The 18,398-nt window shown below is 49.5% G+C and carries 25 protein-coding genes; 24 read left to right on the forward strand and 1 reads right to left on the reverse strand.

Annotation, left to right across the window (positions count from 1 at the left end):
* The first annotated feature begins 112 nt into the window (after positions 1-112).
* Positions 113-415 carry an RNA polymerase alpha subunit C-terminal domain-containing protein gene (locus tag MKY59_RS07720; RefSeq protein ID WP_339276924.1) on the forward strand — a complete coding sequence of 101 codons (303 nt, stop codon included), beginning with the start codon at positions 113-115 and terminating at the stop codon, positions 413-415.
* Here MKY59_RS07720 and MKY59_RS07725 read toward each other — a convergent pair.
* The gene (locus tag MKY59_RS07725; protein ID WP_339276926.1) at positions 412-1,350 is read right to left on the reverse strand and encodes a hypothetical protein; all 939 of its coding nucleotides are present in this window, start codon (positions 1,348-1,350) and stop codon (positions 412-414) included. The two genes, MKY59_RS07720 and MKY59_RS07725, sit on opposite strands and share 4 nt — an antisense overlap.
* A 235-nt stretch (positions 1,351-1,585) precedes the next feature.
* Between MKY59_RS07725 and MKY59_RS07730 the strand changes: the two genes are divergently transcribed.
* The 23 genes from MKY59_RS07730 to MKY59_RS07840 all read left to right on the forward strand — a co-directional run bounded on the left by MKY59_RS07730 (position 1,586) and on the right by MKY59_RS07840 (position 18,393).
* Positions 1,586-2,167 carry a GNAT family protein gene (locus MKY59_RS07730; protein ID WP_339276927.1) on the forward strand — a complete coding sequence of 194 codons (582 nt, stop codon included), beginning with the start codon at positions 1,586-1,588 and terminating at the stop codon, positions 2,165-2,167.
* Positions 2,168-2,296: 129 nt separating this feature from the next.
* Positions 2,297-2,773, forward strand: a complete 477-nt coding sequence (locus MKY59_RS07735) for a YfbM family protein (RefSeq protein WP_339276929.1) — start codon at positions 2,297-2,299, stop codon at positions 2,771-2,773.
* 178 nt (positions 2,774-2,951) lie between these two features.
* Entirely contained in the window at positions 2,952-3,911 is a 960-nt protein-coding gene (locus MKY59_RS07740) for a radical SAM protein (protein WP_339276931.1), read from the forward strand.
* A 181-nt stretch (positions 3,912-4,092) separates the two neighbouring features.
* The gene (locus MKY59_RS07745) at positions 4,093-5,079 is read left to right on the forward strand and encodes a phosphodiester glycosidase family protein (RefSeq protein ID WP_339276933.1); all 987 of its coding nucleotides are present in this window, start codon (positions 4,093-4,095) and stop codon (positions 5,077-5,079) included.
* 2 nt (positions 5,080-5,081) lie between these two features.
* Positions 5,082-6,101 carry a bifunctional glycosyltransferase family 2/GtrA family protein gene (locus MKY59_RS07750; RefSeq protein ID WP_339276935.1) on the forward strand — a complete coding sequence of 340 codons (1,020 nt, stop codon included), beginning with the start codon at positions 5,082-5,084 and terminating at the stop codon, positions 6,099-6,101.
* A 160-nt stretch (positions 6,102-6,261) separates the two neighbouring features.
* Positions 6,262-7,008, forward strand: coding sequence for a metallophosphoesterase family protein (locus tag MKY59_RS07755; protein ID WP_339276937.1), 747 nt, complete (start codon positions 6,262-6,264; stop codon positions 7,006-7,008).
* Between the two features lie 42 nt (positions 7,009-7,050).
* Positions 7,051-7,758: an AAA family ATPase gene (locus tag MKY59_RS07760; protein ID WP_339276939.1), complete on the forward strand. Its 708-nt coding sequence runs from the start codon at positions 7,051-7,053 to the stop codon at positions 7,756-7,758.
* Positions 7,759-7,774: 16 nt separating this feature from the next.
* Entirely contained in the window at positions 7,775-8,785 is a 1,011-nt protein-coding gene (locus MKY59_RS07765) for a hypothetical protein (RefSeq protein ID WP_339276940.1), read from the forward strand.
* A gap of 14 nt (positions 8,786-8,799) precedes the next feature.
* Positions 8,800-9,846, forward strand: a complete 1,047-nt coding sequence (locus MKY59_RS07770) for a hypothetical protein (protein WP_339276941.1) — start codon at positions 8,800-8,802, stop codon at positions 9,844-9,846.
* A gap of 21 nt (positions 9,847-9,867) precedes the next feature.
* Positions 9,868-10,359 carry an isochorismatase family cysteine hydrolase gene (locus MKY59_RS07775; RefSeq protein WP_339276943.1) on the forward strand — a complete coding sequence of 164 codons (492 nt, stop codon included), beginning with the start codon at positions 9,868-9,870 and terminating at the stop codon, positions 10,357-10,359.
* Between the two features lie 12 nt (positions 10,360-10,371).
* Complete coding sequence (locus MKY59_RS07780) at positions 10,372-10,899, forward strand: hypothetical protein (protein WP_339276945.1); 528 nt, start codon at positions 10,372-10,374, stop codon at positions 10,897-10,899.
* 85 nt (positions 10,900-10,984) lie between these two features.
* A complete protein-coding gene (locus MKY59_RS07785) occupies positions 10,985-11,629 on the forward strand; it encodes a hypothetical protein (RefSeq protein ID WP_339276947.1) in 645 nt (214 codons plus the stop codon).
* 67 nt (positions 11,630-11,696) lie between these two features.
* Complete coding sequence (locus tag MKY59_RS07790; RefSeq protein ID WP_339276949.1) at positions 11,697-12,065, forward strand: hypothetical protein; 369 nt, start codon at positions 11,697-11,699, stop codon at positions 12,063-12,065.
* 8 nt (positions 12,066-12,073) lie between these two features.
* The gene (locus MKY59_RS07795) at positions 12,074-12,421 is read left to right on the forward strand and encodes a hypothetical protein (protein ID WP_339276951.1); all 348 of its coding nucleotides are present in this window, start codon (positions 12,074-12,076) and stop codon (positions 12,419-12,421) included.
* 51 nt (positions 12,422-12,472) lie between these two features.
* Complete coding sequence (locus MKY59_RS07800; protein ID WP_339276953.1) at positions 12,473-12,874, forward strand: hypothetical protein; 402 nt, start codon at positions 12,473-12,475, stop codon at positions 12,872-12,874.
* A gap of 54 nt (positions 12,875-12,928) precedes the next feature.
* Complete coding sequence (locus MKY59_RS07805) at positions 12,929-13,411, forward strand: hypothetical protein (protein ID WP_339276955.1); 483 nt, start codon at positions 12,929-12,931, stop codon at positions 13,409-13,411.
* Between the two features lie 357 nt (positions 13,412-13,768).
* Positions 13,769-14,434: an HAD family hydrolase gene (locus MKY59_RS07810; RefSeq protein WP_339276956.1), complete on the forward strand. Its 666-nt coding sequence runs from the start codon at positions 13,769-13,771 to the stop codon at positions 14,432-14,434.
* Positions 14,435-14,521: 87 nt separating this feature from the next.
* Complete coding sequence (locus MKY59_RS07815; RefSeq protein WP_339276958.1) at positions 14,522-14,776, forward strand: hypothetical protein; 255 nt, start codon at positions 14,522-14,524, stop codon at positions 14,774-14,776.
* A gap of 18 nt (positions 14,777-14,794) precedes the next feature.
* The gene (locus tag MKY59_RS07820; protein ID WP_236416159.1) at positions 14,795-15,301 is read left to right on the forward strand and encodes a YcxB family protein; all 507 of its coding nucleotides are present in this window, start codon (positions 14,795-14,797) and stop codon (positions 15,299-15,301) included.
* A 20-nt stretch (positions 15,302-15,321) separates the two neighbouring features.
* Positions 15,322-16,209: a PhzF family phenazine biosynthesis isomerase gene (locus MKY59_RS07825; protein WP_339276961.1), complete on the forward strand. Its 888-nt coding sequence runs from the start codon at positions 15,322-15,324 to the stop codon at positions 16,207-16,209.
* A 64-nt stretch (positions 16,210-16,273) separates the two neighbouring features.
* Complete coding sequence (locus MKY59_RS07830) at positions 16,274-16,729, forward strand: GNAT family N-acetyltransferase (protein ID WP_339276962.1); 456 nt, start codon at positions 16,274-16,276, stop codon at positions 16,727-16,729.
* Complete coding sequence (locus MKY59_RS07835) at positions 16,713-17,561, forward strand: inositol monophosphatase family protein (protein ID WP_339276963.1); 849 nt, start codon at positions 16,713-16,715, stop codon at positions 17,559-17,561. The genes MKY59_RS07830 and MKY59_RS07835 overlap by 17 nt, the downstream gene beginning before the upstream one ends.
* Positions 17,545-18,393 (forward strand): GNAT family N-acetyltransferase, encoded by an 849-nt coding sequence (locus MKY59_RS07840; protein WP_339276964.1) that lies wholly within the window; start codon positions 17,545-17,547, stop codon positions 18,391-18,393. Before MKY59_RS07835 ends, MKY59_RS07840 begins: the two co-directional genes overlap by 17 nt.
* Positions 18,394-18,398 lie beyond the last annotated feature (5 nt).

The raw sequence follows: 18,398 nt of genomic DNA on the forward strand, positions 1-18,398 counted from the left end.
TTGAACAAAGGCAGGATCAGTGGGTCGTGAGCGAGAAAAATAGTACAAGCCATTTGTGAGTATATGTTATCCCTAAACGAATAAAACGAAAGAGAAAGGGTGTTCGCGCAATATGACTCAGGAAAAAGGCGAAGCCAGAACCTGTGCCGGGGGCCACGTGTATTACAAAACAAGCGATTGCCCGACCTGTCCGGTCTGCGAGCAGGAACGGAAACCCCGGGACGGATTCCTGGCACAGTTGTCTGCGCCAGCCCGACGGGCATTGGAAGGGGAGGGAATCACGGATTTAGACAAACTGTCCGCCCATACCGAAAAAGAAATCCTGAAGCTGCACGGCATCGGCCCCTCTTCCATGCCCAAGCTCAGACAATCGCTTGCCGAGGCCGGATTGTCTTTCAAGGAGAACACGCCTTAGTCCAGCACTGCAGCCAATTGCCCAACATCGGTCAAGTACAGCTTGCTTCCTTCGCTTAAGAGCAATTGATGCTGGCGAAAGCTTTGCCGCGCGGCCTGCAATGGTTGGGAATCTTCATTTACAAATGAAATGCGCTGTCCTTTGGTCAGACGGCCGGGGCTATCCTGTTTTTTCAAAACGAAGGAACCATGCTTACCATACCCCGCGTCGAACAGGAAGTGGTAACCATCCGTGCAGAGCCCGGAAGAGCCCGACAGGCCAGGATTGATGAACGTGGTCTGCGGGCGATGGGTACCGCCTCTAATCAGGCCAAGCTTGAAATCCGCGTAATAGTAGAACCAAACTTCCTGTTCGTTCACGACGTTCAAGGCATAACAATCTGCGATGTCGGCTGCTTGATTTTCGAAGCGTTTGTTGCCTTGATCGTCCCAGGCAATAAGTCCTTGTGCCCCAACGGGTTCACCCCAGCCATAATTGCCGAATACCCCCTCGTCGAAGTACCCGGTCCAGATCGTGCCATCCTCCGTTACCTGGACGTCTTGGATGCCGTCTCCCAGCAAAAATTCACGAACCGTAGTTCCTTCGGCATCGATGACTTTGGCGTTGAGATCATGCTTGCCGTCCCCGTAACGCGTACAGCGTGCGCCAACCAGGAGCAAATGCTCACCCAGAGGCTGCAAGTAATGATAGTTGAACGTTTGTCCCCAGAGCAGCACTTCCTGAATGCAGGAATCCCCGATGATCAACGCTTTGTACGTCCGGAATTGCCGCAGCTTGGCTGGAACGAACATGCCATCTTCTCTTTCGGGGATGCGGTCGATCAGCAGCACGTAAATCCGGCCATCTCCGCCGAGTTGGGTCGATACCACTTCGTATCCCTCCGTGTACGCAGCGATGTCGTGCAGGGGATGCAGTTTTATTTTTGGGTTAGCCATAGGCCATTCTCCTCTCTTATTTCTTCCGAATCAATACCGTTCCCACAAAATGCATACATTCATTATGGCGCCGGAATTGTGCACAGAACATGGCAAAAGTATAGCGATATCAAGAAGGGGATTATGGCTGCTCATTTTTTAGTTGCCTAAAAATAACAAATCCTATAGATTAGTCTAATATCCCAAATGGAATATTTTCCATGAGATTTGTAATTCAAAATCAGGGGGCGGTTTCATGCAAACGATGGAGCAATGCTTTGATCCATTTCCGAGGCTGGAAACGGAACGTACCTGGCTTCGGCCGATTACGCATGAAGATTTGGAAGATATGTACGCATATTGCTCGATTCCCGTCGTTTCGCAGTTCACAACATGGGATGCGCATCAGAGCAGGGAAGATACTCGGGGATTTATCGATTTTATCCAAAATCAGTACGAGACGCGAAAAATAGGGCCATGGGGAATCGAAGACAAAGGATCAGGAAATCTGATTGGCAGCTGCAACTATGTCAATTGCAATCAAAGTCAGCTTACCGCCGAGCTTGGATATGTATTGTCTCCTTCATACTGGAATAAAGGCATCATGAGCGAGGTTATTCGCCGGGTGATCCGTTTTGGCTTCGAGGAGATGGGGCTTGAGCGTATTGAGGCGAAATGCATGGTGGAAAATATAGGATCAGCCAGAGTCATGGAGAAGTCAGGCATGACCTATGAAGGTACGCTCCGGAGCTATATGCAGGTGAAAGAACAGAGATTGGACTTGAAGCTCTATGCCATCATTCGTGTGGATTTTGAGTCAGGATGTAGTGACAGTTAGGGGACGGTTATGAAGGATGCATCAGGAAAAATGCCTGATACTCCAGCTCAAGCATTGACGTCTTTTTCCACGGAGATTTCGGGATTCAGGATACATCTGGGTGGATTTTATGGATAAGGGGGCCAAACCATGGGAATGATCGGACAATATGTGGCAATGCCGAACGAGTTAATCGTGAAATTAGCAGAAGGCAGTTTGCTTTTGAATGACGTGGATCTGCAGAAATACGAGGGATTGGATATTGATAAGTCTTGGGAAGGCATTCATTTTTGGTTAACCGAAGAGTTGAATGACGGTGAACCGCCGCAAGGCTATGTCGTACCTCTGCGGGACGAGCAGTATCTCGATTTTGAGAGTTTCGGTGCGTTCTATCTATTTGTCGATCAAGTGAAGGAAGCAGCGGTTTATTTGGAAAGGGTGACCGAAGATGAGCTGAAGGAACGTTATGACTTCCAAACGATGGTGGACGAGCAGATCTACCCTCTTGTGGAGGGAGACGAACAACAGGAATTTTACGACTATCTGAAGGTCAACTTGGACGAAATCGGGCGTTTTTATGCCAAGAGCGTGGCAGAGGGGAACGGTATCGTGTTTTATATTTTCTGATGGCAGCAGAACCATGTCCCGTTTCCGGGAGATGGTTTTTCTTTGTTTGAACAATGGCGTTGAAAAGCTGAGGACGAGTATGCCATATGGGAAATGTCATATTCAGGCCGTACGTGAGTCCTGTATACTTTTTGGGTTATCGGCTATGCCGAATCAGGATGTACGGGAGGTCTATGGCATGACTGCAAAAAACAAGTACAAAGCGCTGGAGCTTGAAACGCCCGGCGTATACGATTTGGAAGGACTGGAGGTCGGGGTCACCTCCAACTGCAATTACAAATGCGATTATTGCTGCGCCTATAACCGGGACGACGGGCAATGCATCAGCGGGGAGGAGGTTATACGCATCATCCGTGAACTTCCTGCTTTGAAGCGTGTGCGCTTGTCCGGGGGAGAGGTGACGCTGAAGTACCAGGATTGTTTGGACATCGTATCTTACTGCGGGGCGCATGGCATTGATACACAGCTGAACACCAACGCCAGCCTGCTGACGGAGGAACGGATTGTTGCGCTGCGTGACGCAGGGTTGTCCAACATCCATATTTCGTTCAATTATACCAATGCGGAAGAATACGCGGCTTATTACCGAGTGCATCCTCGGATGTATGCGCGGTTAGAGCAGAACATCCGCATGTGTGCGGAAGCCGGACTGGAAACGGTATTAGAGACCTTACTCTTCGAAGGCACTCAATCCAACATGGCCGCGATCAGCGAGAAGGTGTATGAGCTTGGCGTACGCATCCATGAAATACAGAACAGTATCGTCATGCCGCACAGCAATTGGGACAGGATTGCGACGCAGGAAGCGCTAGTTCAATCGGTGAATGAATTGATTGCGAACAAACGGGAGGATACGACGCTGTATTTCACGTGCATGGATCGCTTTGCCGAGCGGCTCGGGTTACATGAACAGCCGGGTGTATACTTCTCCAACTGCGTGGACGGCACGAAGCAGCTGCATTTGCACGGCAACGGAGACATCCTGATCTGCGAATTATGCCACCCGGTCGTCATCGGCAACATTTATAACGGTACATCGCTGAAAGACATTTATGTCCAGCAACCGGAAGCGCTTACGGAGTTTTTGACCCAACGCCCTTGCCCGGCCTACGATGCACTCTTTGCAAATAAAGCATAACGATTGGAACGATGATTTACTTCCAAGGTATATCAAAAGTAATGAAGGCAGCCTTATCCCTGAATAAAGGGAGGGCGGCCTTCTTTTTTTTGCCATACGGCAGAGCCGGCATGTTTCAGATTCATTTAAGCAACCGGCTCTATCATGTGCTTAAGAAAGAACTTGATGAGGTGAACGTCCAATGATGAAACCATATAATCCCCCACGGGAGCAGCGCTCCGGCACGAAAAGCAAACGAAAACGCATCTGGCTGACGGCTTCGATGGTTGTGGTTCTGGGCCTCGGAACCGTAGTGTACAGCCTCGCGGACCGTTATTTGATCCGGCACGTCGAAGTCGTCGTTGCGGCTGACAATACCGCACAGGCCAGCTCATCGACCGACGTCACGACGACTGCCGCGGAAGCCAATGCCAATTACGATGACTGGAACTATTCCAGCGACAGCCTGAACATCAGCATTGATAAGGTGCAGACTGGCTCCGGTTCGGACCAGATTACCTACTATGTTGCCGACGTTGTGATGAAGGATGCCAGCAGCCTGCAAGCCGCTTTGGCAGACAACAGCTTCGGAACGAACATTACCGAAGATACGTCGGACATTGCTGCAGCGAACAATGCGATCTTTGCCATCAACGGCGACTATTACGGTTTTCGTGACGATGGCGTCATCATTCGCAATGGCACGCTCTACCGGGATGAACCGGTCCGGGACGCGATGGCTTTGCTCAGCGACGGTACGATGAAGACGTACAGCGAAACGGAGGTCTCCTCCTCGGAACTGCTGGCCGAAGGAGTGACCAATACGTTGTCCTTTGGGCCGATCCTGGTAAAGGACGGCGAGATCACGAGTGATTTCAGCCATGTCGAGATCGACAAAAATTTCGGCAACCGATCCATTCAGGATGCGAATCCACGCACCGCCATCGGCATGATTGCACCGAACCATTATGTGTTCGTCGTTGTTGACGGTCGGCAGCAAGACAGCCGGGGCATGACGCTCGCCGAGCTGGCGCAGACGATGAAGGATCTGGGGGCGACCGAGGCTTACAATCTGGACGGCGGCGGCTCGTCAACGATGTATTTCATGGGCAGAGTCGTAAACAATCCGCTGGGCAAAAACAGTGAACGCGGCGTAAGCGACATCCTGTACCTGAAGGAGAGTGAATGATCATGACGATTTTAATACCCGCATATGAGCCGGATGTCCGTTTGCTCAACCTGATCATGCAGCTCCAGACGTTCCGGCTTGGTCCCATCGTCATTGTGGATGACGGCAGCGGCCCGAAATACCGGGGAATCTTCGAAACGGCAGAAGCTTATGGCTGTACTGTCCTGACTCATCCCGTCAACCTGGGAAAGGGGCGGGCGCTTAAAACGGGTTTCGGGCACATACGCGAATTCGGCCCTCAAGGATACGTGGTCTGCGCGGACAGCGACGGACAGCATTTGCCGCATGACATCAAACGCGTCATGGACGCGCTGCAGCAGCAAACCGGGCCGGGCATGGTGCTCGGCAGCCGGAAGTTTGCGGGCAAGGTCCCGCTTCGCAGCCGTTTCGGCAACAGCGTGACGAGAGGTGTATTCAAATTAACGACCGGAACGAAGGTGTATGATACCCAAACGGGTTTGCGCGGTTTTCCGTATTCCATGCTGGACTGGCTCTGCGAGGTTCCGGGCGACCGTTTCGAGTACGAGATGAACATGCTGCTGAACGCCAACAAGGAAGGGTACCCCGTCACGGAAGTGTTCATTGATACGGTGTATCTGGACCACAACAAATCTTCCCACTTTCGTCCGCTCGTCGACTCGTACCGCATCTACTTGCCGATTCTCATGTTCAGCACCTCGTCCGTCATATCGGCTTTGATTGATTTTGCGCTGCTGTTCCTCATCCAATACATGACCAGCAATCTGTTCCTGTCGGTGGTGACCGCGAGGTTGTGCAGCTCGATCTTCAATTATACGATGAACCGCAAATATGTCTTCTCAGGCGGCAAAACGTCGAAGATCAGCAAATCGATGCCAAAATATTTCGCGCTCGTTGTTCTGGTTTTGTTCATGAACTACGGCCTGCTGTATTTCTATAACCAACAGTTGATCATTCCACTGATCATTGCCAAGGTGCTGACGGAAGTGACCATTTTCCTGTTCAGCTATTGGGCGCAGCGCAGATTCGTATATCGTTCTTGAAAGGGGCAAGCGTGAAGCTTGCTCCTTTTTTGACTTGAAACGTGACCCGAGGAATGCTGGCAAGCGATCCCCATGAGAAGTTACGGCGACGAAATAAGTCCCGAAACTCCGTTGGCGTGGTGTATGATGGAATAACATACAGCTCTATAGGAGGGAAAACATGAAAACGATTGCTGTCATATCCGATATTCATGGCAACCATCTTGCGCTGGAGGCGGTGCTGCAGGACATTGCCAAGCGAGATGCGGATCTGGTCGTTAACTTGGGAGACAGCCTGTTTGGCCCCATCGATCCGCTGGCGACCGCAAAACTATTGATGGGACATGAACGTATGATTCACATTATGGGGAATTGCGACGCACTGCTGCTAAAGGCAGAGCATGAATCGCTTACCCATGCTTTCGTCAGGCCGCTGCTGGATGAAACCATGCTGTCATGGATCGGTACGTTCCGAGCAACCTGGTCTTACGAAGGGTTAATGTTCTGTCACGGGACACCTTGGCTGAATCATGCGTATTTGCTGGAAAAGGTAACTCCCGATGGGGTTCATTATAAGGATGCTGACCGATTGGAAAAGGAGCTTGATCCGATCCCGGAGAAGGTCGTGTTTTGCGGGCATAGCCATGTGTTCAAATCGCTGCACTTACCAGGAGGGAAAATGGTGGTGAATGCCGGCAGCGTCGGACTGCCCGCCTATGAGGACGAAGAGCCCTATCCACATGTCATGGAATCCGGAACTCCCTATGCAGAGTATGTTCTGGCGCATCGTCAGGAAGCAGGGAACTGGGTTGTGGAGCATGTCCTGGTCGAATACGATTGGGAACAAGCCAGCCGGATTGCCTTGCAGAACGGACGAGAAGACTATGCGTTTGCATTGCGAAACGGGGAAAGCCAAACCTTAAGGTAAGGTTGCTTTATAGACTGACCCATCAAGAAAAGGAGTGAGCCCATGTTTTTGCGGAGCGTGGAATTGATGAAAGAGCACGTGGACAAGCCGCGTCAATATCCGTTCACCATCCCGGCGATCAAACATTTGACCCGGCTGAAATTCCGCTGCAACGTCACGTTTTTCGTAGGGGAGAATGGATCGGGCAAGTCGACGCTGCTGGAGGGCATTGCCCACCAATGCGGCTTCAACACGGCCGGAGGCGGAAAGAACAACGTCTATGACGTGCATGCCTCCGAATCGGCGCTGGGCGATTATTTGCGTCTGGCCTGGTTGCCCAAAATGTCCAACGGCTTTTTCATGCGTTCGGAATCGTTCTATCAGTTCGCCGAGCATATTGACGATGTAGGAGCAACTGGACGATATGGCGGACGCTCTTTGCTGGAACAATCTCATGGTGAATCTTTTTTGAGCCTGTTCGTGAATCGCTTCGATTCGAAAGGCATCTATCTGTTGGACGAGCCCGAGGCAGCGTTGTCGCCGGCCCGGCAGCTGTCCCTTTTGCGAATATTGCATGACATGTCATCCACGTCCCAATTCATCATCGCCACGCACTCCCCGATTTTGCTCGGATATCCGGATGCGGAGATTTGGAGGTTTGACGAGAACGGCATTTGTACGGTGGACTATGAGGAGACAGAGCATTATCAGATCACGCGCAGCTTTTTGGAAAACCGGAGGCGGATGCTGGATGAATTATTTAGAGATTAAAAGAGGAGGTTGTTATATGAAAACCGTTCATTGGGCTGATCTATGCATGACTTACACGATTGATCGGCCTAAGACGAAGGAAGAACTGAAAAGAATGCTGCTGACCCTTAAACGTTTGGCAGAAGAGGGATTGAATTTTGCGGTTTACGGGGAAGAGGTTCGAAAACAGTTCATCATTGCGGTACAAGGGGAGCAACAATTCAATCAGATGATGGAGCGGCTAAGGCATGAGTTTGGGTTGGAAGTGATGGTTGCGGAGCAGGAACCCAAGGTATTGTATAAAACGACGATTGGAAAAACGGTAGAATCGGAAGGGAAATACATTAGGGGGTATGCAGGAGGCATACCTAAATTCGGCGTTTGCTCACTCAGGTGTGAACCTCTTCCGCGAGGCGAAGGGTATGTATTTGTAAATATGATTGAAGATGATGAAGTGATTCCCGAGGAGTACATTCCAGCGGTTGAAGAAGGTGTGAAGAGCACGATATATAGGGGACTTACCGGCGGTTTGCCTATCGTCGATGTCTTAGTCCGTTTGTATGACGGGGCATACCATGAAAAAGATTCAAGCGTATTTTCATATAAGGTTGCTGCATTTATAGGTTTTAGGAATGGGTACAGTCAGGCCGATCCTGTTCTTCTTGAGCCGTATATGAACGTTGAAATGAAGGTAACCCACAACAATGCCAACCTGCTGTTACTTGCTGCACAACTCCTTGGTCCTAACAGTAATGTGAGCGAACATGTGGATGGCAGCATTTCGTTGACGGCTGAAGTTCCTTTACGGGAGTGGCTTCAGTATCGTGAGCAGATTCAAGAAAACCTGACAGTTGCCGGGCAATGTAACGTGGAGTTGGCGTATTATGATCCGGTCCCGGAGGATCTGAAGGACACGATAATTGAGACATCCCATTTGGCTGATGCGTATTACGAAGATCTTTTTCAATGGGAAAAGTGGGGCAAGGAGTCTGAGGATCATTATTTGAATGACTATGTGGATTCATTCTGGGGAGATCCGAGAGGCTAAAACAGGAGGGAGGAGTGAAGAAAGTGCAGATCAGCAACACTGAAAATTATATGTACATAACGGTATCGAGACCGGATACCAAAGGAGAATTTGAAGGTATGTTCCGTGCCTTAAAGAACATGGCTGACGAGGGTTTGAATTTTGATATATACACGGATGAGGATCATAAACAGATCATTCTTGCAGGTCCGGGCGAATTGTATCTTAGAGAAATGGCAGAACAATTGAAAGATCGGTTTGGAATGAAATTGTCGGCAGGAGAGCCGCAAGTATTGTACAAAACGACGATTCGCCAAGCGGCCACCGCTGAAGGACGGTTCATCAGACAGAGCTCCGGCAGGGATAGTTACGGGCATTGCTGGATCGCCATCGAACCGCTCCCCAGAGACGAGGGTTACATGTTTATCAATGAGGTTGAGGATGAGAACATTATCCCGGCAATATATATTCCGGCGATTGACGAAGGTATTCAGAGCATCATGCACCGTGGAATTCTAGGACGCTTTCCCATTGTGGACATCCGCGTACGCCTGCTCAACGGTTCCTACAACAGCACGGATGCGAGCATGATGGCTTACAAAATCGCCGGATTTCTTGGGTTCCGAGAAGCCTACAATCAGGCGTCGCCCGTTGTACTCGAACCATGGATGAAGGTCAGGTTTCCCGTTGAAGAGAAGCACATTTTACAAGTGAACGATGTACTGGAACGCATCAATGCACGCAATATAGAATATGTGGAAATGACGGGAGGAGGCGCTGTTGTTGCAGATGTAGCGCTGCGACTCCTTATGCCGGGGCAACTATACCAGATCGTGAGCGGCATGGAAGCTTCCACCCGATCTTATTTCAATAATAAAATACGAAATAACAGGGATTTCATGGTACAATTTTCATATTATGATGAAGTTCCTCCTGAACTCGAAAACGATATCATTGATCGGTCCGACTTGAAAGATGCCTATCATTACAGTCATGAATATCACTTTTCTGAACACTGGGATACAGAAGAAACAGAGCGGCATCTGAAGCAATTGATTGAATCGTTTTGGGGAGAGGGTTGAACCACGATAGGAGTCGATATATTGAGTATAGCTTTGGTTATAGTAGACATGCAGGAAACGGTCGTAAGGAACAAGCTGGATCAACAAACGATTGACCACGCTTGCGAGTACATCAATCACGTGGCGGACCAGCTTCGGTCCAACAGTCACTTTGTCGTTCATGTGCAGGACGTGGAGGGTATGGACGAAGCCGGCCGGGAGCAGCTTCATTTCATTCCCGAAGTCGATCTGCATGACGTTGATTTTATCATCACCAAGGAGAGCTCGAATGCGTTCTGGCAGACCGAACTGGAGCAGGTGCTCGAAAGCAAAGGCGTGAAACTGGTGATTATCGCCGGATTTGCTGCAGAGGAATGTGTTCTGTTTACATACAACGGTGCGCTCGAACGGGGCTTCAAGGCAGTAATGCTTCAAAACGGGATTCTCAGTATACATACGGATGCGGTAGCTTCTGTGTATCGGGATCGAAACGTGATTTCGTATCCGGTTGTCGATTATCTGACGCGAGTCTAGGCGTACAAACAAATGAATCAAATATCGGTGCCTGAACGATTGGAAAACGAATTGGAGTCCCTGCGCATGTCCAATACGTCGATGCAGGTTTTCATGGAATTGCTTGCACTAAGCGGATCGTCGCTAGCTTCAACCGACCGGGACAAACAATTTGTCATTTGGCTTGCCCAGAGGGACCAGAACGTTTTGGGCAGGGGGACGGTAGGTTTCGATCTTGAGGAGATGCCGTGGCTGCCCGAAGACGTTGAAGAGAGCAAGATCTTTTTGTTATCCGTCATTGATGGGGTCATCGCTCGAACACGATGGTCCGTGTTGGATTACGAACCGAATGAAGAATGGGTGCTTAGCCGTTTTGAACATTTTCGCCGGATGATCGAAGCCTTTGAGGAAGAAGATGTGGATGCCCGGCATTACCTGGAGTGGAGTGCGTTGGATGATGACGAGGACGAAGGAACCATCCCCGATGGATATCCCATGTGCGCGGCTCATGGCGTATATTTGTCCTGCTTGGGCTGCATCATCTGCAATGCCGACGAGTAAATCCCGGCTGTCCTCGCAGTGTCTGCATCCCCTCCCTTATGGATGTGCCCTCTTTCCAAAATAAAAAAGAATGGAGTAATGCCAGATGCCATGGCCCATGGTTCATTTTGCGATTGCTGCTGCGATCGAGCCCAATCCGTCTCCCGAGTTTTTGCTCGGGAGCCTTGCTCCTGATGCCATACATACCAGAAGTAATGATCGGTCCGAAAAAGCCAAAACCCATCTGATGATTGAAGCAGGCAGGTTTGCGACCGATGAGGAACTGGGAGATTTCCTTGAAATTAACAGACACCGGGCGATCTCTGATCCGGCTTTTATGGATTACTTACGCGGATACATCGCCCATGTGTACACGGACCGTGTATGGACGTTTGATATCTACCCTCCTTATGAAACGCATCCCGATGGCAGAAGAGTATACAACCAGGATGTGGCGAAGCTGGAGTTCATGCTGCTGCGCAACCGCTCTGATGCCCGTCAATGGTTGGATCGGCTGAGCGAAGGCAAAGCTTATGCATTGGCAGGTTTGGGGGAAGAGGAAATTTATCCATACCGGGAAGCTAAGCTGGATTTCCTGAATGATGCCTCGCAAGAGCCTGATACAGATTTGACTGTAATCTCGATGGCGGAAATGGATACGTTTATTCAGGATACGGCGGATTCGCTTAGAGCATTGTTTGAACAATGGGGGTGCAGTTCATTTATCGCTCAAGTCGGGGAGCCGGAATGAAGGGGAATAAGCTGGATTCGTGTTGAGACTCGATGAAGTTCGTCAGCGAAACAGAGGTGAGTTTTTTATGTATGCGGTCATCGCAAATGTCATTACGGATAACCAGCTTCGAGTTGGGGCCAAGGTATACATTTTATTTCATCACGGCATGGCAGAAAGCGCATTGGTATATGGCATGTCCAAGTATGGGAGAAGGATCGAAAAGTACATCTCATACAAAAAGCTGGAGAGATTCCGGGTCTGTTGGGTGCCTGAACATATTCGGCCTCGGATGCACGAAAACTGGATGCATGAGGACCGTTGGGAAGCGGCTCGGCGTGCTGACTGGCTCAATCAGATGTGGGGCAGGGTACGGGTATTCGATCCGCAAGGCAATCTGGTCAAGGACGGCTTATCTGCTGAAGAGGCGTATCGCTCCTTGATGCATGGAAGGTAGATCAAACGATGAAATTTGTTTATGAAAAATTTTCATGCGACGTAGATATTTTCCGTCAGGGAAACGATATCATGGTCCGATTTTATAATGGTCAGAACGAACCTGCCGCCGATGAAATCGTGAATCTGGTCTTCGTTGATCCGGGATACGGCTATTTATCATTGAAATGCAAAGGAGAACATGAGGGACTATTGAGCGGTTTTTTGGATGAATCGTGGTTTGTTTCCGAGGATATGGTGGATGCGGCCATCGCGTTCATCGAAATCCTTTCTCCTCACTCGCATGGTATCTATCTTCCATATCACGTGTCACGATTCAAACGTACTGATTATGTGGAGTACAACGGAGAGTATTGAAATGAAGAGTTCGGTTAAATAAAATACTGAAAAAAGCGGGAAGGGACTTCGATGAACGAAGAGGCTGTACTTGAGCTGTACGGATTGGACCCTGATCCTGCGTACCGGGAACCGATCCGTCAGTTGTTGGAGCGCGAGATTGAACATATGGCGGCTGAGGATCACGAGCTGCTGCGAACGTTGTGCGTTATGCTGTTTTGTATCGGGCAAGTGGAGGACACGCAAATGATATGGCAAGCCAAGCGAAAAAATCAGGATGCCGCCAGTTACATCGATGTTCAATTGTTATGTGGAGCTGGATATCAGGCAACGGTGGACTATCTTGAGCGACATGACGATCCTCAGGCGAAAAAGGAACTCCAGTATCTTAAAGAATGCGAACCTTTTGATTTCATCGACTTTTCCAAGGAAGAGTGGGTGCAAGGGTATAAGCAATATTACGGCGTCACGTAATTTTGATAGCATATTTCGCAGGGAGAGAGACACAAATGGGGAATTTTAAGAGCGATGGATAAGTTAACTGCCGAGTTTCAGATGGCAACCAAGGAGGCATTCCACCATGTTTCCAAACACAAGCGTGTGCGAAAGCCTGTCGTGGAGTGGTCGCTTCGGCTGTACATTAACGGTATGAAGCTGAGTGAGGACGAGGTTTTTGTCCAAGCGGAATTTTTCCGCTCGTTGTTGAAGCCTGGGAAGTATCCCATGTTTACCTGCACTTGCGGTATCTTTGGCTGTGGAGGATATTACGTCGACGTGCTGCATGAGGAAACAGGGATCAGGTGGATTACAGAAGAGGCTCCTTTTGAAGACAAAACACTTCCTCACTCCCACAGGTTTTCCTTTTCCAGAGATGACATGATCCGCTTCGCAGAAGATTTGCTGCATGGTTATGAGCAATTGGATCGGTTGATGGCGTCCGTCAACCTGAAGTTCATGGATGACTTGGAGACATATCGCCAAACCGTTCATTTTCTAAAAAAAGGTGATTGAGATGACGCAGCAAGATGGAGCCGATTCACGGACTGTGCCTGAAACCGGAAGGGGATGGAACCAGGTAGTATATGTGCGCTGGCGAGTATTCGGATGTGGATAACTTCTTTTTGATCAATTTTTACTTTGGGGTGAATACCCGATTTTATCATAACGCTGCGTCATTCAGGTGGAATTTTCTCGCCTGTGGCGCAGCTTTTTTGTTGAAACGAAACAGAGGCGCGGGGCGTTTTCTTTATATCCGCTCAGGCGGTTCGCAAAATGGGAGAGATCGGTTATGATAGATTTGTTGTGTTTTTCCAACATATCCATATTCATCATAAGCGCGTGCTGATTTCATTCCTGAGGAGGAAACGAATGGACGCCATTTTCTTGGACTTCTACGGTACGGTCGTGCATGAAGATGATCATATTCTTCCATCGATCTATGAGCAGGTGCGGGCGGCGGCAGGTGTGGACTGTACAACGCACGACATCGGGAGCTATTGGTGGCAGGCCTTTTCGCGAATGTTCCACGATAGCCATGGCAGCCGTTTCGTATCGCAAAGGGAACTGAATGTACGGTCTTTGGCGGAAACGCTCAGGCACTTTCAAGCAGACCTGCAACCACGGGAATTGAATCGCGAGCAATTGGCGCATTGGCGGCGCCCCGGCATTTTTGCCGACTCGATTCCCTTCCTGAAGGCCGTACCGCTGCCGGTATATTTTTTGTCCAATATCGATACGGACGACATTATGGCATCGATGGCACATCACGGATTGAACTCAGGAGGAGTCATCACGAGTGAAGACGTTCGTGCCTACAAACCAAGACCGGAGATGTTTCAAGAAGCACTCGCCCGGTACGGACTGCAGCCTGAGCGGGTTATACATGTAGGCGATTCTTTGGTCAGCGACGTGTATGGTGCGCAGAGCGTCGGTATTCGGGCCGTTTGGTTGAACCGGAACAGCAGACCTTTAAAAGGAGATTGTATCCCAGATAACGAATGCAGCGATCTGATGCAGGTCCTGGATTTGCTATGAAGGTTGATTTTGGGGAAGGTACTGCACTCGTAGTGGTCTTGTGTGATTGATTATTGCGGTTTATATAGAAAAGAGGTGCGCGATGAGGTGAACGAAGTGGATCTGTTTCAACTTGTAAACAACGTGCAGGACGAGTCGTCCTTTCTACAATTTATGCTGGCGTTAAGTCGTGATCGGCAGGATAGAGCCGATGAATGGCAGAACGATGATATCGCTTCTTTTGCGGAATCGGCAGCGAGATGGGGGGCAGCGTCCAGCGAAGGATTGCCATTTTATGAAAAGCCGGACAACGCATGGAAGCGATGTGCCCAGATTTTGTACATGGGCAAAATTTATGAATGACAGGGAGTGCAAGTCAGCGTGGAACAACAAGACAATACGATTCGGATTCATATTACGGAAGAGGATTACTGGCATCTGAACAAAACAGCGATCCTCAAAATGTACGGCATCGGCATGCTCATCGCGGTGGTGGCGCTACCGATCCTTATGACGGTCATCTTTATGCAAATGGGGCGCTCCTTGACGTATAGTATTATTGCTTCATTGTTGTTAAGTGCATTTGTCGATATCTATACATATCTTCGCACGAAGGGCAAAATCAAAAAGCTGGCTCGTCAGAGCAAAGGCATTCTGGGTGACCAGCAGCTGGAAATCACAGCGTCGGAAATTCGTTGGAGCAATGATATGACTTCAGGGACGACGCAGTGGCAGGGATTGGAAAGCTTTCAGGAAACGAAGGCATATTATTTTATATTCATCAATAAAGCAAGCGCGCACATTATTCCGAAACGTTCTTTTCAAACAGAAGTCGAGGCAGCTGACTTTGCACGACAAGTAAGGACCTATATGCAGGCTGCCAAATAAAATAAGTGGGGAGTTAATCCATGAGCGAAATTACCGTATACCATTATGATGCCTTTGCATCCACACCGGGCAAGGGCAATCCGGCAGGGGTTGTATTCGGCGCAGATCACCTGAGCGAATCCGACATGCAGCTTATTGCGCACAACGTCGGTTTCAACGAGACGGTGTTTGTGCTGAGCTCGGATACAGCCGATCTTCGGTTGCGTTATTATACCCCAGGACATGAGATCAATCTGTGCGGCCATGCCACGATGGCTTCGCTGTTTGGTTTGAAAACGAGAGGGATGTTAAACGGCAAAACGTCGGTAGTCATCGAGACCAATGTAGGCAACCTGCCGATTCGTTTTGAGCAGGACGAGGAGACGCTGCGCATGGAAATGAAACAGGATCAGCCTCGCTTTTTGCCGTTTAACGGCGACATGGACAGGCTGGCGGCTTCCATGGGTCTCAGGGCAAGCGATATTGATCCGACGGCTCCAATCGTATATGGAAGCACCGGTACGTGGACGCTGCTGATTCCGATCCGCAGCCTGGAAGCATTCGATCGCATGAGGCCGGATAGTCAGCTTTTTCCCGACATTTTGCTTGAAAATCCCAGATCCTCCCTGCACCCGTTTTGTATGGAAGCCCATGATTCGTCGGCATTCATGCACGCCCGGCATTTCTCCTCTCCGTATTCGGGGACGGTGGAGGACCCTGTAACCGGAACGGCATCCGGAGTGATGGGAGCTTATTATCTGACCTATGTTCAACCCGGACAATCCCATGCCGAGTTTACAGTCGAACAGGGACAGGAGATCGGGCGGGATGGAAGAGTTGGAGTCAAAGCGCAAAAAACTGCGCAAGGCATGGAGATTTATATTCATGGAACGGCTGTTTTTGTGCGTGAGCTAGTCATTCAGTATTGATTTTCAGGTCACCTAAACGAGGTGAAATCCTAGACCCGAACGTAACGCGGAGGGAGAATTGACCATGTTAAAGATCGTGGATATCCGGCAGAGGCCGGAGCTGTTGCAGTCCGCTGTACAGTACTTCTGGAAACAGTGGGGAACGGAAACGAACCTTGACTTTTATCGGGACTGCATCGAACGGTCCATGGTAACCGACAGCGTGGTGCCGCGTTTCTATGTGCTGCTGGACGGAGAGCGGATCGTGGGCGGATATGCTTTGTTGCAGAGCGATTTGAACAGCAGGCAGGATTTATTTCCTTGGTTTGCATGCCTGCACGTCGATTCGGAATATCGCGGCCAAAATCTGGGCGGACAGCTGCTAAAGCACGGAGTGCAAGAGACGCATAAAATAGGGCTTGGCAAGCTGTATTTGTGCACCGACTTGATCGGGTATTACGAGAAGCAGGGTTGGAGCTATAACGGAAAAGGTTACCTGTTCAATGGGGATGAAGTACGAATCTATGAATATTCCATCTGAGCGAATAGGAGTGAGTGAGATCGAACAGACCATCCAAGCCGCCCGCTTATTGGCGGAAAACATCATCCGGAAAGCAGGCCAGGTGGCGCTGGATCAATTTGATCGCATTACCTGTCTGGTGGAGAAAGACGAGTTTGGCGACATCGTTACCGCCGTGGATCACGAAGCGGAGCAGCTTATTTGGGATGCGATCAGCAGCGCCTTTCCTACTCATGCCATCCACAGCGAGGAATGCGGTCACAATGGCATAACCAGCGACTGGCTCTGGATGGTCGATCCGCTGGACGGAACGAACAACTTTGCGATCGGATTGCCGTTATTTTCGGTTTCCATCACGCTGATGTATCAGGCTGAACCCCTGCTTGGCGTCATATATGAACCAATGGTTGATCGTTTATTCGTTGCGGTTCGCGGACAAGGGGCGTTCTGTAACGATAATCAGCTGTTAGTCAAAAAGAAACAGGAGATCCGCAAAGGTACTATTGGCTGGATTCAAGGACATGCAGTACAACATGAACAACGGGCCGTGAAGCTCCGCTATCATCTGGATGTTTCTTTTAAACGAATGATGCGTTTGTGGGCTCCAACCTTGCAATGGTGCATGTTAGCCAAAGGAAATATCGATGGCATCGTGCTCTACAACTCTGAAGGAGACGATCTGTATTCAGGCGTATTGATGGCTCAGGAAGCAGGCGCAATCGTCATGAATTTTCAGGGAAATGCGTTTAAAGGAAGAAACACCGAGCCTTATCTGATCGCCTGTCATCCCGAGCATCGCGATTATTTTCTGAATACAGTCAGGGAGGGTCTGGAAAATGATCACGGAACTTAATCCGCATGAGTTCGGGAAGGTGAGGCATCTCGTTGATTCAAGCGGGGGCGCCGAAGTTAGAGCAGTTGCTGATTGCATAAATCCAGGACGCATATATGTGAATGAAGAGCTAAACGGAGCCTTGTTCTGGATTGAAGGTCAAGGTGGATTTCAACTCATTGGTGATTTTTGGCGCGGGACGCTGCTGGTTGAGTTGGAAACATTCATGCGAGAAACGATTGAGCCGGAGATGCGAAGACTCGGTAAGGACTGCATCGAGATTGCCATGGCGAACGAGCGTGGGGAGAAAGCCTTTCGTCAAGCCATGGTTCATCGAGAGACTTTTTCCGATGTCCAGTATGTATTCGGTTTTCTTGGGAAGCGTGAGCAGAGGGCTGTGGCGCTTGCTCATCCTATGCCGAACGTTTCTAATGGTCCAGATGAAACGGTAAGCGTCGTCAGAATAAGTCGTGAACTTTTGGAAGATGAGAGCTATGGGAACCGCGAATTTCTGGCGGGGAAAATCCTTCAGTTTTGGCATTCTGGCGAAGCTTTTTTCCAACATGGGTTGGGGTACGCTGTAGTGCAGCATCACCAAATCGCCAGTGTGTGCTTCTCGGCGTTCGTGGCTGGACGCATCCATGCCATCGATATTGAAACCATGGAGCTATATCGTTATAAAAGGTATGCTTCATTGGCTGCAAAAGTCTATATCAATGAATGTATAAGAAGAGAAATAGAACCTTACTGGGATTGTTCCCCTGATAATGAAGGATCGATCCGTCTTGCCAAGGGGCTTGGAATGTCTTTGAATTTCGACTACCGGATTTGTTGGTATTCGATATCTAAATAGAGAAA

It is taken from the genome of Paenibacillus sp. FSL W8-0426, from assembly GCF_037969725.1.
GTDB classification, from domain to species: Bacteria; Bacillota; Bacilli; order Paenibacillales; family Paenibacillaceae; genus Paenibacillus; species Paenibacillus hubeiensis.

Bases quoted from the DNA above. Each gene is read 5' to 3' on its own strand.
- MKY59_RS07720 (WP_339276924.1), top strand. From the start codon at position 113: ATGACTCAGGAAAAAGGCGAAGCCAGAACCTGTGCCGGGGGCCACGTG.
- MKY59_RS07725 (WP_339276926.1), bottom strand. From the start codon at position 1,350: ATGGCTAACCCAAAAATAAAACTGCATCCCCTGCACGACATCGCTGCG.
- MKY59_RS07730 (WP_339276927.1), top strand. From the start codon at position 1,586: ATGCAAACGATGGAGCAATGCTTTGATCCATTTCCGAGGCTGGAAACG.
- MKY59_RS07735 (WP_339276929.1), top strand. From the start codon at position 2,297: ATGGGAATGATCGGACAATATGTGGCAATGCCGAACGAGTTAATCGTG.
- MKY59_RS07740 (WP_339276931.1), top strand. From the start codon at position 2,952: ATGACTGCAAAAAACAAGTACAAAGCGCTGGAGCTTGAAACGCCCGGC.
- MKY59_RS07745 (WP_339276933.1), top strand. From the start codon at position 4,093: ATGATGAAACCATATAATCCCCCACGGGAGCAGCGCTCCGGCACGAAA.
- MKY59_RS07750 (WP_339276935.1), top strand. From the start codon at position 5,082: ATGACGATTTTAATACCCGCATATGAGCCGGATGTCCGTTTGCTCAAC.
- MKY59_RS07755 (WP_339276937.1), top strand. From the start codon at position 6,262: ATGAAAACGATTGCTGTCATATCCGATATTCATGGCAACCATCTTGCG.
- MKY59_RS07760 (WP_339276939.1), top strand. From the start codon at position 7,051: ATGTTTTTGCGGAGCGTGGAATTGATGAAAGAGCACGTGGACAAGCCG.
- MKY59_RS07765 (WP_339276940.1), top strand. From the start codon at position 7,775: ATGAAAACCGTTCATTGGGCTGATCTATGCATGACTTACACGATTGAT.
- MKY59_RS07780 (WP_339276945.1), top strand. From the start codon at position 10,372: ATGAATCAAATATCGGTGCCTGAACGATTGGAAAACGAATTGGAGTCC.
- MKY59_RS07785 (WP_339276947.1), top strand. From the start codon at position 10,985: ATGCCATGGCCCATGGTTCATTTTGCGATTGCTGCTGCGATCGAGCCC.
- MKY59_RS07790 (WP_339276949.1), top strand. From the start codon at position 11,697: ATGTATGCGGTCATCGCAAATGTCATTACGGATAACCAGCTTCGAGTT.
- MKY59_RS07795 (WP_339276951.1), top strand. From the start codon at position 12,074: ATGAAATTTGTTTATGAAAAATTTTCATGCGACGTAGATATTTTCCGT.
- MKY59_RS07800 (WP_339276953.1), top strand. From the start codon at position 12,473: ATGAACGAAGAGGCTGTACTTGAGCTGTACGGATTGGACCCTGATCCT.
- MKY59_RS07805 (WP_339276955.1), top strand. From the start codon at position 12,929: ATGGATAAGTTAACTGCCGAGTTTCAGATGGCAACCAAGGAGGCATTC.
- MKY59_RS07810 (WP_339276956.1), top strand. From the start codon at position 13,769: ATGGACGCCATTTTCTTGGACTTCTACGGTACGGTCGTGCATGAAGAT.
- MKY59_RS07825 (WP_339276961.1), top strand. From the start codon at position 15,322: ATGAGCGAAATTACCGTATACCATTATGATGCCTTTGCATCCACACCG.
- MKY59_RS07830 (WP_339276962.1), top strand. From the start codon at position 16,274: ATGTTAAAGATCGTGGATATCCGGCAGAGGCCGGAGCTGTTGCAGTCC.
- MKY59_RS07835 (WP_339276963.1), top strand. From the start codon at position 16,713: ATGAATATTCCATCTGAGCGAATAGGAGTGAGTGAGATCGAACAGACC.
- MKY59_RS07840 (WP_339276964.1), top strand. From the start codon at position 17,545: ATGATCACGGAACTTAATCCGCATGAGTTCGGGAAGGTGAGGCATCTC.